This window comes from Telluria sp. ZT3P25 (assembly GCF_059685895.1).
Genome location: NZ_JCASIJ010000001.1, coordinates 333612 through 349208, shown reverse-complemented (window position 1 = coordinate 349208; position 15597 = coordinate 333612). Strand labels below are relative to the sequence as shown.

16 protein-coding genes are annotated in these 15597 nt (G+C 62.2%); 10 read left to right on the top strand and 6 right to left on the bottom strand.

Annotation, left to right across the window (positions count from 1 at the left end; translation table 11 throughout):
- Window positions 1-100 precede the first annotated feature (100 nt).
- A complete protein-coding gene (locus AC56LY_RS01600) occupies window positions 101-514 on the top strand; it encodes a DUF2141 domain-containing protein (protein ID WP_499575943.1) in 414 nt (137 codons plus the stop codon).
- A gap of 6 nt (window positions 515-520) precedes the next feature.
- Here the strand turns inward: AC56LY_RS01600 and pcp are convergent, their stop codons facing one another.
- The 4 genes from pcp to AC56LY_RS01580 all read right to left on the bottom strand — a co-directional run bounded on the left by pcp (window position 521) and on the right by AC56LY_RS01580 (window position 3211).
- Window positions 521-1171, bottom strand: a complete 651-nt coding sequence (pcp, locus tag AC56LY_RS01595; protein WP_499581911.1) for a pyroglutamyl-peptidase I — start codon at window positions 1169-1171, stop codon at window positions 521-523.
- Between the two features lie 2 nt (window positions 1172-1173).
- Entirely contained in the window at window positions 1174-2130 is a 957-nt protein-coding gene (locus AC56LY_RS01590; RefSeq protein WP_499575941.1) for a DUF979 domain-containing protein, read from the bottom strand.
- Window positions 2127-2831, bottom strand: coding sequence for a DUF969 domain-containing protein (locus tag AC56LY_RS01585; protein ID WP_499575938.1), 705 nt, complete (start codon window positions 2829-2831; stop codon window positions 2127-2129). Before AC56LY_RS01585 ends, AC56LY_RS01590 begins: the two co-directional genes overlap by 4 nt.
- 77 nt (window positions 2832-2908) lie before the next feature.
- On the bottom strand, window positions 2909-3211 hold the full coding sequence (locus AC56LY_RS01580; protein ID WP_499575936.1) for a YciI-like protein: 303 nt from the start codon (window positions 3209-3211) through the stop codon (window positions 2909-2911).
- Between the two features lie 211 nt (window positions 3212-3422).
- Here AC56LY_RS01580 and AC56LY_RS01575 point away from each other — a divergent pair, with 211 nt between their 5' ends.
- The 7 genes from AC56LY_RS01575 to AC56LY_RS01545 all read left to right on the top strand — a co-directional run bounded on the left by AC56LY_RS01575 (window position 3423) and on the right by AC56LY_RS01545 (window position 11918).
- Window positions 3423-4361, top strand: coding sequence for an alpha/beta hydrolase (locus AC56LY_RS01575; protein ID WP_499575931.1), 939 nt, complete (start codon window positions 3423-3425; stop codon window positions 4359-4361).
- Between the two features lie 245 nt (window positions 4362-4606).
- Window positions 4607-5623 (top strand): BMP family lipoprotein, encoded by a 1017-nt coding sequence (locus AC56LY_RS01570; RefSeq protein ID WP_183557378.1) that lies wholly within the window; start codon window positions 4607-4609, stop codon window positions 5621-5623.
- A 96-nt stretch (window positions 5624-5719) separates the two neighbouring features.
- On the top strand, window positions 5720-7249 hold the full coding sequence (locus AC56LY_RS01565; protein ID WP_499575926.1) for an ABC transporter ATP-binding protein: 1530 nt from the start codon (window positions 5720-5722) through the stop codon (window positions 7247-7249).
- Entirely contained in the window at window positions 7246-8352 is a 1107-nt protein-coding gene (locus AC56LY_RS01560; RefSeq protein ID WP_499575923.1) for an ABC transporter permease, read from the top strand. Before AC56LY_RS01565 ends, AC56LY_RS01560 begins: the two co-directional genes overlap by 4 nt.
- 3 nt (window positions 8353-8355) lie before the next feature.
- Entirely contained in the window at window positions 8356-9321 is a 966-nt protein-coding gene (locus tag AC56LY_RS01555) for an ABC transporter permease (RefSeq protein WP_183557370.1), read from the top strand.
- A gap of 233 nt (window positions 9322-9554) precedes the next feature.
- The gene (locus AC56LY_RS01550; RefSeq protein ID WP_499575921.1) at window positions 9555-11168 is read left to right on the top strand and encodes a methyl-accepting chemotaxis protein; all 1614 of its coding nucleotides are present in this window, start codon (window positions 9555-9557) and stop codon (window positions 11166-11168) included.
- 267 nt (window positions 11169-11435) lie between these two features.
- Window positions 11436-11918 (top strand): hypothetical protein, encoded by a 483-nt coding sequence (locus tag AC56LY_RS01545; protein WP_499575918.1) that lies wholly within the window; start codon window positions 11436-11438, stop codon window positions 11916-11918.
- 162 nt (window positions 11919-12080) lie between these two features.
- Here the strand turns inward: AC56LY_RS01545 and AC56LY_RS01540 are convergent, their stop codons facing one another.
- Window positions 12081-13190 carry a serine hydrolase domain-containing protein gene (locus tag AC56LY_RS01540; protein WP_499575916.1) on the bottom strand — a complete coding sequence of 370 codons (1110 nt, stop codon included), beginning with the start codon at window positions 13188-13190 and terminating at the stop codon, window positions 12081-12083.
- 243 nt (window positions 13191-13433) lie between these two features.
- Here AC56LY_RS01540 and AC56LY_RS01535 point away from each other — a divergent pair, with 243 nt between their 5' ends.
- Entirely contained in the window at window positions 13434-13997 is a 564-nt protein-coding gene (locus AC56LY_RS01535) for a hypothetical protein (RefSeq protein WP_499575913.1), read from the top strand.
- 598 nt (window positions 13998-14595) lie between these two features.
- On the opposite strand, the gene AC56LY_RS01530 is transcribed toward AC56LY_RS01535, so the two are convergent.
- A complete protein-coding gene (locus AC56LY_RS01530; protein WP_499575911.1) occupies window positions 14596-14904 on the bottom strand; it encodes a hypothetical protein in 309 nt (102 codons plus the stop codon).
- Here AC56LY_RS01530 and AC56LY_RS01525 point away from each other — a divergent pair.
- Complete coding sequence (locus AC56LY_RS01525) at window positions 14903-15568, top strand: helix-turn-helix transcriptional regulator (protein ID WP_499575908.1); 666 nt, start codon at window positions 14903-14905, stop codon at window positions 15566-15568. The two genes, AC56LY_RS01530 and AC56LY_RS01525, sit on opposite strands and share 2 nt — an antisense overlap.
- Window positions 15569-15597: the final 29 nt, after the last annotated feature.

Genomic DNA, 15597 nt, shown 5'->3' with positions numbered 1-15597 from the left:
GATGCCGATAGCCTAACATGCGACCGTCGCGCACGGTAGGGCAGCATCGGCGGCAGGCGGTCAAACACGATACACCAACAATTGAATCATTGGAGAATACATGCAATCGACTTTCCGTACCCTGCTGCTCGCAGCAGCATTCTGCGCCGCAGGCAGCGCCTCGGCCGCCTCGATCGAAGTGCGCGTCCAGGGCGTCACGGCCAAGGGCAAGGTGCTCGTCGCCGTGTGCGACAAGAACACCTTCCTGAAGGATTGCGCGTATTCCGGCTCGGCCCCGGCCAAGGCAGGCGAAACGGTCGTCACGGTCGACGGCGTACCGACCGGTTCGTGGGCCGTGCTGTCGTATCAGGACGAGAACGACAACGGCAAGCTCGATCGCAACGTGCTGGGCATCCCGAAAGAACCGTACGCATTCAGCCGCGACGCCCGTGGCCGTTTCGGTCCGCCGAGCTTCGAGGATGCGGCGTTCGAGCTGCGTGACGAGAAAGCCGTCACCACGATCAAGCTGCGCTGATCGCTGTCAGTGCGTCGCGCCGCCTGCTTCGCGCAGGTCGGTGTCGACGCCGAGCGTGACTTCCACCGCCAGTTTGACCCCGGCGATGATGTCTTCCAGCGCCATCGACGGTGGCGCATCCGGTCGCGCGGCCGCCTGCTCCGGCAAAAACGGCACGTGGATGAAGCCCGCCTTGATCGGCTGCGGCTGGTTCGAAGCGTGGTGCATCAAGCCATAGAACACATGGTTGCAGACGAACGTGCCGGCAGTCTGCGAGACCCCCGCCACCAGCCCTTGTTCTCGCAGCGCGTGCACGATCGCCTTGATCGGCAGCGTCGAGAAATAGGCGGCCGGACCGTCGGCGGCAATCGCCGTATCGACCGGCTGCTGCCCGCCGTTGTCCAGGATCGACGCATCGTCGACATTGATTGCCACCCGCTCGACCGAGATATCGGGCCGCCCGCCCGCCTGGCCGACCGCGATGACAACATCCGGATGCAGCTCGTCGATCAGCGCCGTCAGATCCTCGATAGCGTCGCCGAACACGCACGGCAACTGGCGCACCTCGACCTGGAAGCCCTCGCCCTGCCACCCTTCCAGCGAGCGCACAGCCTCCCAGGCCGGATTGATGGTGGCGCCATTGAACGGCTCGAAGCCCGTCAGCAGAACAGTCTTGATCATCACAGGTTCATCAAAAAGTAGAGCAGGAAGATATTCGCTACCAGGATCGGCAGCGCACTCGGAATCTGGGCCCGGATCACGGCGTTCTTGTCGGGCAGTTCCAGCAGCGCCGCCGGCACGATATTGAAGTTGGCCGCCATCGGCGTCATCAGGGTACCGCAATACGCGCTGAACATGCCGATCGCCGCCATCACGGCCGGGTTGGCGCCGTACACCCCCACCAGCACCGGGATCCCGACGCCGCCGGCCATGACGGGAAACGCGGCAAAGCCGTTGCCCATCACGATCGTAAATAGCGCCATGCCGAGGCAGTACACGGCGACCGCGATGAACGCCGAGTCCAGGCCGATATAGGTCGTCGTCAGGTGCGCCACGGCCTTGCCCACGCCCGCTTCGGAAAACAGCAGGCCCAGCACCGCCAGGATGTGCGGCAGCACGACGGCCCAGCTCATGGCATCGACGAGGCGGCGCGCTTCACGCACGCCCTGCAGCGGCGTGGCGCGCGTGAGCCAGCACGCGGCAATCAGCGCCACGACTGCGCCGCAGCCCATGCTCACGATGGTGATGTGGGCAGGGTCGAGCAGCGGAAGGCCGCCCAGCTGCACGTCCTTCAATAAAGTCGCGCCGATGACGGTTACCAGCGGCAGCAGCAGCGCCGGGATGAACAGGCGGTTGCCCAGCCGCGCAGCGCTGGCCTGGCGCGCTTCCGGCGCCAGCGCCTTGGGCTGGCCGGCTTTCACGCCACCAAAGCCGGCCAGCAGCGCCATGCCGATCATCAAGGCCCCGACCGCCGCCAGCGGCAGCGCTTCGCCTGCCAGGTACAGCAGCGCGTACAGGCCCCAGAACAGGGCCGTCGTGACCCGGCGCGGATTGCTGCGGTCCACCAGGTTCATGATGGCCACGGCCGCCAGCAGCAGGCCGATGAGGATGTAGAAGTGATCGATCGACAGCGTCATGCGGCGCCCTTCTCGTCCAGCACGGCGCGGGCAATCTCGGCGTCCAGGCGGCGCAGGTTCCAGGCGTGGATGACGAACGCCGTGATCGCCGTCGGGATACCCCACAGCGCGATGTGCAGCGGATTGACCTCGATGCCTGCGGCTTGCAGGATCGTGTGCATCAGGACGATGGCGCCGAACGCGACAAAAATGTCTTCGCCGAAGAACAGGCCGATGTTATCGGTGGCAGCCGACATCGCGCGGATGCGGTAGCGGATGCGCTGTGGCAGCGGGCCGTGCTGCGCTTCGGCCGCCGCTTCGGCCATTGGCGCGACCAGCGGGCGCACCATCGTCGGATGACCACCCAGGCTGGTCAGGCCCAGCGCCGCCGTGCTCTCGCGCGCGAACAGGTAGACGATCAGCAGGCGCCCGGCGGTGGCCGAGCGCACCTTGCCAATGGCGGCCTGGGCGCGGTCACGCAGGCCGAAGCGCTCGAGCAGCCCGATGGCGGCCAGCGGCAGCAGCAGGATCAATGGCAGGTTGCGGGTCTTGAGGAAGGCGGCGCCGAGCGTTTCGAGCAGCGTCATGACCGACATCGCGGCGGCAACGCCCGTGACGCCGCAGGCGGCCACGGCCACCAGCACCGGATTGGCGCGCAGCACAAACCCGACCACGATGACGGCCACGCCGAGCAGTGGCCACAGATTCACAGCAGTTTGCATTGCATTCCCCGGCGGTGATAAACGCGGGCAATCTTACCCGATGTTCATGGGGCGCCGAGGCGAATGTCGGATGAAGGTTAGCCGGGCCGGACAGGATTGGTCGCCAGGTCGCCGACGACCGTATTCCACTGGCGCACGTGGAAGGCGCGCACGAGGCCATTGAGCACGTACGGGTCGCGCGCCGCGAACAGCTGCACCAGCTCTGCGGTCTCGCAGTTGAACAGGAGGACCGCCTTGTCGGCCGGCTCGGCCATGGCGCCGGCGAGGATCAATTCGCCACGTTCCTGCGCTTCCCACGCCAGCGCCAGGTGGGCGTCGCGAAATTCGCCGCGGCGTTCGAGATAGTCGGGGGCCAGATCATAGGTCAGAAGAAAATGCACGAAGACTCCAGAAGATGGCGCGAGGCCGGATGCAACAATCCTACCGGAAAGCCGAACAAGTGGCGCAAGCGTGCTGTCCGGCATCGCTACCATGGGACAGACTCTGCCATGTTGGAATAAAACAACTTTGTAGGCTGCCAAACCGTCATGGAACATGCATAGAAGAATGCTTCTAAGAACAAAACTCGACAGCAGGCGTAGACTTGCAAGCATGGACACCTCGAAAAAAATGGCGGCGGGAATCACTGGACTGGCCAGCATGCTGTGGCTGGGCCTGACCGCTGCCGTCGCGGCCAACCAGCGCCGCCTGGTGTTCAATCCCACGCTCGTGCGCGAAGTCAAAAGCCCTCGTTCGAGTGGTCATCGCACGCGCCCCGTCGTCCTGCGCGCCAAGGACGGCACGCGCCTGGCCGGCTGGCTGATGACGCCAATTATTCCTGGTCCGCGACCCGCCGTACTGTACTTCGGCGGGCGCTCCGAAGAAGTGTCCTGGGTCGCACGCGACGCCGGCAAGCTGTTCCCCAACATGACCGTGCTGGCGATGAATTACCGCGGCTATGGCGATTCGCAAGGCATCCCGGCCGAAATCCACATGATCGAGGACGGCGCCCTGCTCTACGACTGGCTCGCCACACGCGGCCAGGTCGACCCGCAGCGCATCGCCGTCGTTGGCCGCAGCCTGGGTTCGGGCGTCGCCGTGCAGGTGGCCCGCGAGCGCCCGGCGCATTCGGTCGTGCTGATCACGCCGTACGATTCGATCCTGGCGATTGCCAAGCGGCGTTTTCGCGTGATGCCCATCGAATACATGCTGCGCCACCGCTTCGAGTCGATCAAGTACGCACCGATGCTCAAGGCCCCCACCTACGTGCTGCGCGCCGCCAGCGACGATGTCGTGCCCCACTTTCATACCGACCTGCTGGTGGCCAAGCTGGGCGCGCTGGTGGCCGACGAGGTGGTGCCGGACTCCGACCACATGACCATCCCGTACCTCGCAGCGACGCACAACATGGTTGCCAGTTTCCTGACGCGCCAGTTCAATCAACCGGTGACGCCGGCTGCCGCGGCCGCCGTGGCCGATGCCGTGGCCAATGCCACGCCACCGGTCGAAACGACGGCGGCAGCGCCCGATCTGGCCCTCGCCACAAAATAATCGCTGAATTTGTCAGCATTTATATTTCCAGTGAATAAATTGGGAAGTAAAATCGTATTTGTCATCAACTTGCAGCTTGATGCATATTTGACAGCTTGTGCCCGAAGGGCGCGGGCCTGGCCCCAACGACCCTCCCCAGATACAAACCGTAACCACTTGCACGGCGCCGTGCTGCGACAATCGCGCAGCCGATCCCATCGCAAGGCATGCGGCGGGTACAATATCGCTATTCCAGGAGCTCAACCATGAAATTCAAGCAACTCAGCATCACCGTGGCGGCCATGTGCCTTGCCGGCAGCGCGCTGGCAGCGCCATCGACCGCACCGATCGCCGCGCCGAAATTCGGCATGGTCTACGATGCGGGCGGCAAGTTCGACAAGTCGTTCAACCAGTCGGCCTTCGAGGGCCTGCAGCGCTTCTCGAAAGAGACCGGCGTGAAGGTGTTCGAGGTCCAGGCCAATAGCGATACCCAGGCCGAGCAAGTCATGCGCGGCCTGGCGCGCAAGAAGGTCGACCTGATCGCCGCCATCGGTTTCTCGCAAACCCAGGCCGTGCAAAAAGTCGCCCGTGAATTCCCGAACGTGCGCTTCATCCTGATCGACAGCGTGGCGCAAGGCCCGAACATCGAATCGGTGATGTTCAAGGAGCAGGAAGGCGCGTACCTGGTCGGCGTGGCATCGGCCATGGCCTCCAAGACCAAGAAGCTCGGCTTTGTCGGCGGCATGGACATTCCGCTGATCCGCGCGTTCGCCTGCGGCTACGGCCAGGGCGCCAAGGCGCAGGCGCCAAAAGCTGAAATCATCCAGAACATGGTCGGCACCACGGCAGCAGCCTGGAACGACCCGGCCAAGGGCGGCGAGCTGGCACGCGCGCAATTTGACCGTGGCGTGGACGTGGTCTTCGCCGTGGCCGGCGGCAGCGGCATGGGCGCGCTGCAGATGGCCAAGACCAAGGGCAAGCTGGCCGTGGGCGTCGACTCGAACCAGAACTACCTGCACCCGGGCACGATGCTGACCTCGATGGTCAAGCGCGTCGATGTGGCAGTGTATGACTCGTTCATGGCTGTCAAGAAAGGCACCTGGAAAGCAGGCGTCACCTACAAGGGCCTGAAAGAAGGCGGCGTCGACTGGGTGCTGGACAAGGATAACCGCGCGGTCGTCACGCCGGAAATCGAAAAGCGCGTCAACGGCGTACGCCAGGACATCATCAACGGCAAGATCAAGGTCATCGATTACCGCGCCGGCAGTTCCTGCCCGGTCTGATCACCTTCATTCCATTCGAAGCGCGCCGCGCCGGTTGATTACCGGTCCGGCGCGCTTTTGAATGATAAGCACACTTCCTTTTTACGACAGATCGCAATGCAGCCAGCCGTAGAATTTCGCAACGTGAGCAAGGCCTTCGGGCCGGTGCAGGCGAACGCCGACGTCAGCTTCTCGATCGCCAAGGGTTCGATCCATGGTGTGATCGGCGAAAATGGCGCGGGCAAATCCACCCTGATGAGCATCCTGTACGGCTACTACCATGCCGACAGCGGGCAGCTCGTCATCAACGGCAAGGAGCAGCAGATCCGCTCGAGCCAGGAAGCCATCGGGCTCGGCATCGGCATGGTGCACCAGCACTTCATGCTGGTCGAGAACATGACGGTGCTCGACAACGTGATGCTGGGGGCCGAAGGCGCCTTCAAGCTGTCGAAGAAACGCCGCGAAACCGAAGTGAAGCTGCGCGAAATCTGCGCGCGCTACCACCTCGACGTCGATCCGCTGGCTGTGATTTCGGACCTGTCGGTGGGCGCGCAGCAGCGCGTTGAAATCCTCAAGCAGATCTACCGCAGCGCCGAGATCCTGATCCTGGACGAGCCGACAGCCGTGCTCACCACGCAGGAAATCGCGTCGCTGTTCGACATCCTGCGGCTGTTCAAGGAACAGGGCAAGACCATCATCCTGATCACCCACAAGCTGGGCGAGATCATGGACATCACCGACCAGGTGACCGTGATGCGCGCGGGCCGCCTGGCCGGCGCCGTCGCCACGGTCGACACCAGCAAGGAGCAGCTGGCCAACATGATGGTCGGCCGTCCGATCGAAGGCAACCTGCCGCGCAAACCGTATGCGCCGGGCGCCCCGGTGCTGCAGGTCGAGAACCTGCAACTGAAGGACGCCAACGGCGTGCAGCTGCTGGGCGACATCGCCCTCTCGGTGCGCGCTGGCGAAATCGTCGCCATTGCCGGCGTGTCGGGCAATGGCCAGAGCGAGCTGATGCACATCCTGTCGGGCATGCGCCTGCCGACCTCCGGCACCGTGACAGTGGAAGGCAAGCCCCTGCCCTGGGCCGGCCGCTCGAACGCCGACGGCCTGCCCGCCGAGCTGCGCGACATGGGAATCGGCCACGTGCCGGAAGACCGCCTGCGCGACGGCGTGATCAAGGATTTTTCGGTGATGCAGAACACCGTGTTCGGCTACCAGGAGCGCGTCACGAAGGGCATGGGCCTGTTCGATTTCGACGCCATCGCCAAGCGCTGCGCCCATTTGCTCGAAGCCTTCGATGTGCGCCCGAAAGACCCCAATGTGCGTATCGGCCTGCTCTCGGGCGGCAACCAGCAGAAGGTCGTGATCGCGCGCGAAGTCTCGGCGGCGCCCAAGCTGCTGCTGGTGGGCCAGCCCACGCGCGGCGTGGACATCGGCACCATCGAGAGCATCCACACGCAACTGCTGCGCCTGCGCGACGAAGGCGTCGCGATCCTGCTGGTCTCGACTGAGCTGGAAGAAGTGCGCGCGCTGGCTGACCGCATCATCGTGATGTCGGGCGGGCGCATTACCGGCGAATTGCCGATCGACGAATTCGACACGACCCGCATTGGCCTGTTGATGGGCGGGATGCACAAATCATGAAAACCACTGAACTCCCACGCTGGGCCTCGGGCTTTGTCCTGCCGGTCCTGAATCTGCTCTCTGCCCTGCTGGTCGCGGCGCTCGTGATCCATCTGCTGGGCGAAAGCCCGGTCGAGTCGCTGCAGATCCTCGTCAACAGCGCCGTCATCAATCCGGAAGGCCTGAGCTACACGCTGTTCTATGCGTCGACCTTCGTGTTCACCGGCCTGGCCGTCTCGATCGCGATGAAGGCGGGCCTGTTCAACATCGGCGCCGAAGGCCAGATGTATCTGGGCGGCCTGGGCCTGACGCTGGCGATGCTGGCGTTCGATGCGACGCTCTCGCCGTGGCTCCTGATCCCGCTGGCGATCGTGGCCAGCGCTGTCTTTGGCGCGGCCTGGGCCTTCCTGCCCGGCTACCTGCAGGCCAAGCGCGGCAGCCACGTGGTGGTCACGACCATCATGTTCAACTTCATCGCCGCCGGCCTGATGAACTTCATCATCGTCAAGTACATGATTCCCGAGGGCGACCAGAACCCGGCCAGCCGCACCTTCACCGACGCTGCCGCGATCCCGCTGCTGTCGAACTGGCTGCCGTTCTTCGGCGAGAGCACGCCGCTGAACCTGGCCTTCCTGCTGGCCCTGGTCGCGCTGGTGGTCTACTGGGTGGCCGTGTCGCGTTCGAGCTGGGGCTACCGCCTGCAGGCCACCGGCCTGAACGCTAATGCCGCGCACTATGCGGGCGTGCGCATCAGCCGTACGATCATCATTGCGATGCTGATCTCGGGCGCCCTCGCCGGCCTGGCGGCGGTGAACTCGATCCTCGGCTCGACCCATTACCTGAGCCTGAATTTCCCGGCAGGCGCCGGCTTCATCGGCATTGCGATTGCGCTGATGGGCCGCCAGCACCCGGTGGGCATCCTGCTCTCGTCGATCCTGTTCGGCGCGCTGATCCAGGGCGGGTTCGACCTGTCGCTGGAAAAACCGAACATCCCGCAAGAGACCTTTATTTTCATCCAGGGCCTGATCATCCTGTTCTGCGGCGCCATGGAAAACATGTACGCGCCGGCGGTACTCAAACTGATCAACGCAACACGCTCCAACAACGGCGCAAGCAAGGGATAAGCCATGGAAGACTTCCAGTTCGCCAGTATCGTCGTCTCCACCATCCGCAATGCGCCGGTGCTGATGTTCGCGGCCATGGCCGGCCTGTTCGCCGAGCGCAGCGGCGTGGTCGACATCGGCCTCGAAGGCAAGATCCTTGCGTCGGCCTTTGTCTCGGCCGGCGTTGCCTACACCTACCAGGATCCGTGGCTGGGCATCGCGGCCGGCATCGTCGCCTCCGTCGTGCTGGCGCTGATCCAGGCCTTCGTCTCGATCACCCAGAAGGGCAACCAGCTCGTGGCCGGCATCGCGATCAATATCGCGATGAGCGGGCTGACGTTCGTCGTCGCCCAGTACTTCTTCCAGCAGGGCGGCCGCACGCCGGACCTCGGCGAAGCGCGCCTCGCCAGCGTCATCCTGCCCGGGACCGAACTGGTGGCCGACGTCCCGGTGCTGGGCTGGGTCTATGGCAGCCTGATCGGCGGGCACTCGGTGCTGGTGTACCTGGCCTTTGCCCTGCTCCCGATCGTGCACTGGGTGCTGTTCTACAGCCGCTTCGGCCTGCGCCTGCGCGCCTGTGGCGAAAACCCGCATGCAGCTGACGCGGCCGGCATCTCGGTCCAGCGCACCCGCTACACGGCGATGATCATTGCCGGCGTGCTGTGCTCGTTCTCGGGCGCCTACCTGTCGATCGTCCAGAGCGGCTTCTTCTTGCGCGACATGTCGGCCGGCGCCGGCTATCTGGCGCTGACGGCGCTGGTGTTCGGCAACTGGCGCCCCGTGCACACGGTGCTGGGCTGCATGATGTTTGGCTTCTTTGCCGCGGTGCAGATCCAGATCGAAGGCGTCGACCTGCCGGTCGTGGGTCGTATTCCGGGTTCGCTGATCCAGATGATTCCGTACATCGTCACGGTGGTCGTGCTGGCGGGCCTGATGGCCAAGTCGGTGGCGCCCAAGGCGCTGGGCAAGCCGTTCGTCAAATCGCGCTAACGCGTATTCCCCGTCCTGCCCTCCACCGCTGGGGGCAGGAAAGAATTCTCTCAAAATCCCACAACCAACAGTAGTATTGACACTGAAATCGTCGGTATCTCGCCACAATTGCGCGAATTTATCGTCATTACAGCAATTTTTCAGTTTTTCTTGTTCCGAATCTGCAACAATGTGATTCCCCATGGAAACTTTTGGTTTCTATGGACATCGTATTTACTGACTCACGGAACGCCATGACATTTCAAAACCTTAAGATTCGTACGCTGATCCTCAGCGGCTTCGCCACCATTCTTGCAACCATGCTGCTACTGGTGGGAATCGGCCTGCTGCAGATGCAGAAAGCCGAAGCCCTTACCGACAAACTGACCGGCGAAAGCATGTACCGCCTGACCATGCTGCAGGAGTGGCAAGCCATCATCGACGCCAACGCCGCGCGCACCCTTGCCGCCATCAAGGTGACCGATGCAAGCGACGAAAAATACTTCGTCGACGCGATGTCCAAGGCGTCCAAGCGCTCGGATGTGCTGCACAAGGCCCTGGTCGACAGCCTGGCCGGCAACGACGCTGCCATGGCGCTGTTTGCCAAAGTCGACGAGCAGCGCGAAGGCTACCGCAAGGCGCGCAAGAGCGTGATGGCGCAAAAGGCGGCCGGCGACGACGCTGCGGTGCGTGCCTTCCTCACGACCGACATGCTGCCACGCGTGCAGTCCTATCTCGATAGCCTGAGCGCAATCGTCAAATTCCAGCAAGAGGTCGTGGCCGCCGATTCGAAGCAGATCCAGGACGGCTTCCAGACCAGCCTGAAGCTGCAAGTGGCGTTTGCCACGATCGCACTGATCATCGGCGGCCTGTTCGCCTGGTGGATGGGCCGTCGCATCACGACCCCGCTCGAAGAAGCCGTACTGGTCGCGCAGACCGTCGCGACGGGCGACCTGAGCAGCCAGATCGTCGTCCAGGGCAACAATGAAACCGGCGCGCTGATGGGCGCCCTGAGGGACATGAACGACAACCTGGTCGGCATCGTCAGCCAGGTGCGCAGCGGCACCGAAACCATCGCCGAAGCAGCCGACCAGATCTCGGCCGGCAACCTTGAACTGTCGGCCCGCACCGAGCAGCAAGCCGGCGCGCTGGAAGAAACCGCATCGTCGATGGAAGAACTGACCGCAACCGTCCGCCAGAACGCCGACAACGCCCGCGAAGCCAACACGCTTGCGCAGAACGCTTCGCAGGTGGCCGGCCGTGGCGGCGACACCGTTGGCCGCGTCGTCCAGACGATGGACGCGATCACCGATTCGTCGAAGAAGATCGTAGACATTATCGGCGTCATCGACAGCATTGCGTTCCAGACCAATATCCTGGCGCTCAACGCGGCAGTCGAAGCAGCGCGTGCCGGTGAACAGGGCCGCGGTTTCGCGGTCGTGGCATCCGAAGTGCGCAGCCTGGCGCAACGTTCGGCGGCTGCGGCGAAAGAGATCAAAACCCTGATCGGCGACTCGAGCGCCAAGGTCGAAGAAGGCAGCCGCCTGGTGTCGGATGCCGGCGCAACGATGCAGGAAATTGTCAGCAGTATCGGCCGCGTGACGAGCATCATGTCCGGCATCGCCATGGCAAGCCAGGAGCAGTCGGCCGGCATCGAACAGGTGAACCAGGCGATTGCGCAGATGGACCAGGTGACGCAGCAGAACGCGGCGCTGGTCGAAGAGGCGGCCGCCGCATCGACGTCGATGCGCGAACAGGCGAAGGCGTTGTCGCAGCTGGTGTCGACGTTCCGCTTTGAAGCGCAGCAGGTGCGGCCGGCGCTCAAACACGCGGCGCGGCCGGCGCTGGGGATGCGCGAAGCTGCGTAATCCGGGACACATCGAGTTGCTAGCCAAACGCCGGGTTCGCCCGGCGTTTTTCATGGTTTGAAGGAAGGTAGCCAGGGTCACAGCCGACACAGCCGGGGTCAGGTCTGACATTTGGACACGGACTCTTCCTTATTACCGTCCCCACGGCATTCAAAAATCGACGTTTTGTTGAGCTCGTGTCTGAATGTCAGACCTGACCCCGGCTCCAGACCTGACCCCGGCTCCCGGCTCCTGACCCCGGCTCCCATGCTGTGAGTCGAGTGTTGCATGGTCGATGGCGAATCAGGATTTTTACACAACCTTGGCCGATTCCAGTCCTTCGTGACCGTCCGATGTTTTGCGGCCATGGCAACCTGCTATGCTCAGTCCAACGCGCGGGTTCGGCCAAGAGCAGACATGGCTGGAAGCTCAACATCACATCAACGCATCCTTATGAAACTTTTAGACGCGATCTTCCTGTCGGCGCAGATGCCGGAAAACTCTGTGATATGCGCTCGGGAGCCGTTCCACCAGAATAGTGAAGCAATGATCGTTCAGTTTGGTGAGGACTTTTCGATTCCGTGGGAGGTGACGCAGGATGGCTACGTTTATTTTCTTGAGACAGACGGCGTGACAGAGTTGCTTGAGATGATCAGCCAAAAGCGCAGTTCCAGAGAAACGAAAGTTGAGTTTGTTTGCTACTACGCGTCGTGGGATGCATATCCAGCGTTTTACAACGATCTGGGAGACGTAGCCGCACTGAGCCGGTGACCGCTTCGGGTCGGTACCGGCCTGTCGTGACAGTCCATGCTTTTTCAAGCCGGGCAACCTGCCAAGCGGACGCGAACGGCCGGGGTCGGCCAAAAGCGGCGTTACCGACGGTCGTTGAAAAGTGGTGTCAAGTTACAGGCCGTCCCCTCGCCTGATGGTCCTCTACTGCTCTACGGTCGCAGCAATTTGGCGGAACAGTTTATTGACCTCGATTGCCCCCGCCTCATCGTTGTACATCCCCGCAGTGACAACGACAACCAGATCCAGCCCCGGAACCACAACCAGCCGTTGCCCGCCATTCCCGAATGCCGCCGTCCAGGCTTGCTCGCCACCCATCGCCCGGGTCTTTCCGTGCCACCAGTGATAGCCGTACTGGAAGCCGTTACCCGCGGCAATACGAGGTTGCAGCGATGCGTCGATCCATGTGGAAGGCACAATCTGCTTGCCGTTCCAGCGTCCGTGCTGCAGGAGTAACTGCCCAATTTTGGCCAAGTCTTTCGGGCGCATTCGCAAGCCCGCAAAGCCCAGCGGCCGGCCACGGATGTCGTTCAGCCATTCCCAGTCGGTGATGCCCAGCGGCGCGAACAGGCGCGTACGCGCATAGTCTGGTAGGGACATGCCGACGCCTTTTTCGAGCATGGCGGTCAGCACTGCCGTGCCGCCGCCGTTGTAGCTGAAGCTCTGTCCCGCGGGATCTTTCATTGGGCGATCGAACAGGTAACGCGCTTGGGAAGAACGCCAGTACAGGCCCTGTTCTGGATTGCCCGGGCCGTAACCGCCCGACTCGTTCCAGGCCAGCCCGCTGGTCATGTTCAGCAGGTGGCCGATCGTGATGTCCTGGCGCCCCGCCGTCTTCAAGCCAACCAGTTCCGGCATCAGGTCTAGCACACGCGCGTCGAGCGGCGGCACCTTGTTTTCCGATTCGGCGATGCCCCATAACAGGCTCGTTACCGATTTGCTGATCGAGCGTAAGTCGTGTCGGGTGCTGGGATCGAATTCCAGAGTGTGGTCGAACAGCGAGTAGACCGAGCGGTCCTTGCCAGCACGGTAGCACTCAGCCACGACGACGCCGTGGCGTTCGATGACCAAGCCGTGCAGATTGGCACTGTTGGTCTGGAATGCGAACAGCGCCGCTTGCAGCCTGACAGGATCGAAGCCATTGGTGGTGCCAGAAACAGTGTCGCAGCCGGATGTCGCCGCATGGCCAGTACTGCACAACGCCCAGCCGCCAAGGAATGCAGCACCAAGAAATCGGGGAGAAAGGAATCGCATGACTCATCTTGCCATGAAAAAGTTCCTTAAAAGTATCAAATTATTATTGTCGCAGATGGTTTGCTGCACGGGCACTGATCCGGCATTCCTCGCCAGTCACCGAGCGTCCGCACTGGGTCGATTCCTACCCTTCGTGAGAGTTCGCGACTTTTTCGTCCCAGCAACCTGCTAAGCTAACGCTAACGTCCGAGTTCGGCCAAAAGCGGTCATTTAATGCTGCACCTTATGTCAACGATAGAGTCCATGAAAGTAGAATTCACCAGTCCTCGGTATCCCCGGGTTGAGTGCGACCAAGTTCTCGTTGCAGGTGGTGAATTTTCGGACTCGAATGTTGTCGCAAGCGTCTCTGTGGCTGTCGATAGTGCAGTAGTTGCCCGGGTGGACATTCTCTCGAGTGCAGGCGAATCAGGTTTCAGAAGCCTACGTTCCATCGGCAGCATGATCTACATCGGCTTTGGGCGGTTCTTGTTCGTGGTTGATGTTCATCTCAGCCACGTGCGCCGCTATTCACTGAGTGGTTACTTCGGGTATTTATACGACTCCCGTGACCTCGATCAACTTGATAGTCACATCTCCGTCCTTGTCACTTCTGCATCTGAAGTGCTCGCATTTGACCTTACAGGCGGTCTGATCTGGCAGCAGTCCGACCTTGGAATTGATGGCGTGGTACTCCATCGTGCGAGCTCGGGCCAAATTGATGGAGAAGGAGAATGGGATCCGCCTGGCGGCTGGCGGCCGTTCAGCCTGAAGTCAGAAACCGGTTTGATCATCCGAGGACCGCTTCGGGTCGATTCCTGCCCTTCGTGAGAGTTCGCGACTTTTCCATCTCGGTGACCTTATATGCTGAACAGCCGGGTTCGGCCAGAAGCGGTCCTTCGCATACGTCGTGATCGGCCAACTGCGGACGTACAAATTACCGGACTGGAGCTACTGCCGGCCGTTACCGATATAAGGCAAATGATGTCAAGACGTTCTCGCAAAATTATTTGGAGCCGCACAGGACTGTGCTTAGTAGGAATCTACTTCATCCTTACGGTATTGGCGCTCATTGCTGCCTTTTCGACGGGCGATACGAAAGGGAATTTTGTCCTATTACAGCTTCCAATAGCTCTCCAAATAGGGGCGATGCCGGAAAGCCTGTTGCGCCAGTTAGCTGGACTTTCGTGGGGTGTGGCCTATCTCATCATCTGGCCCGCAACCGCGCTGATCCTATACCTGCTTGGTTACTGTGCTGGGTACCTGGTGAAGCCTCAGTCGCACTAACTTACAACAACACCCGGCGAACGAGGAAAACGCCTTGAAACGAAGCACTCTTATCCTTGGCCCAGGCATTCTTGTGGAGGGGAAATAAAGCTCGACACAAAACAATAACGCACATGGTACTGGCTTCGTGGCGTTACCAACCTCATACACCTGCGTCACGGCAGATCCGGCGTTCACGTACGTTGTGCGTCAACCGTGCCGGGCGGCTGCATTGCGGTGATCTTTTTACATCGTTGAATCGGCCGGCCTGCTGCGCTGCGGCTGCCATGGCGCCGGCCAGCGCCCGGCATTCGTTCTCGCCCTGGGCCAGCAACATGCGAAACGAGGGAATGCGCGATATCGACCACAAGATGGCGGCCGTTACCCAGAACGGGCTGGCGTGCAGCCGCCGTTTCCCGGCTGGATAGAGCTGGTCGCCGCCGCTGACGATCAGCGCAAAACACGCCTGCATGCCGCGTGCCAGGACTGCCGCTGTCTACGGCCTGGGCGGCTACTTCGCTTTTGACAGCCGCCATGCTGACATCCTGCTCGGCGTGCTGCCGCCCATTGTGCACATCCGCGCGGAGTCGGACCGTGCAGCATTGCGTAGTGCAATGGAGCGTGTCATGGCCGAACTGCGTACACCTTTGCCGGGCGGATTTTTGATGGCGCGGCACCTGGCGCACCTGGTATTGCTGCAGGCGCTGCGCATCATCCTGGCCGAGGGTCGGGCTGGCGGCATCGGCTGGATTTATGGCCTGGGCGACAAGCAGATTGGCGCCGCGTTGAATGCGCTGCATGGCGATCCGTCCCGCAAGTGGACGATCGACGCGCTGGCCGCCTTGGCGGCGATGTCGCGTTCGACGTTTGCGCTGCGCTTCAAGGAGCGCGTCGGCGAAACGCCCATCGATTACCTGACGCGCTGGCGCATGCTGTTGGCCGCCGACCGGCTGCTGACATCGCGCGACGCGATCGCCGTCATCGCACCGGCGCTCGGCTATGAATCGGAGAGCGCCTTCAGTACCGCGTTCAAGCGTGTCATGGGTTGCGCACCGCGCGACTACGTACGCCAGCCCAGCCCAATTGGGCTGCCCGTAGTCAGGTCACGTAGCCAGCATAGCCAGGGTCAGGTCTGACATTCGGACACAGACTCTTCATTAATATC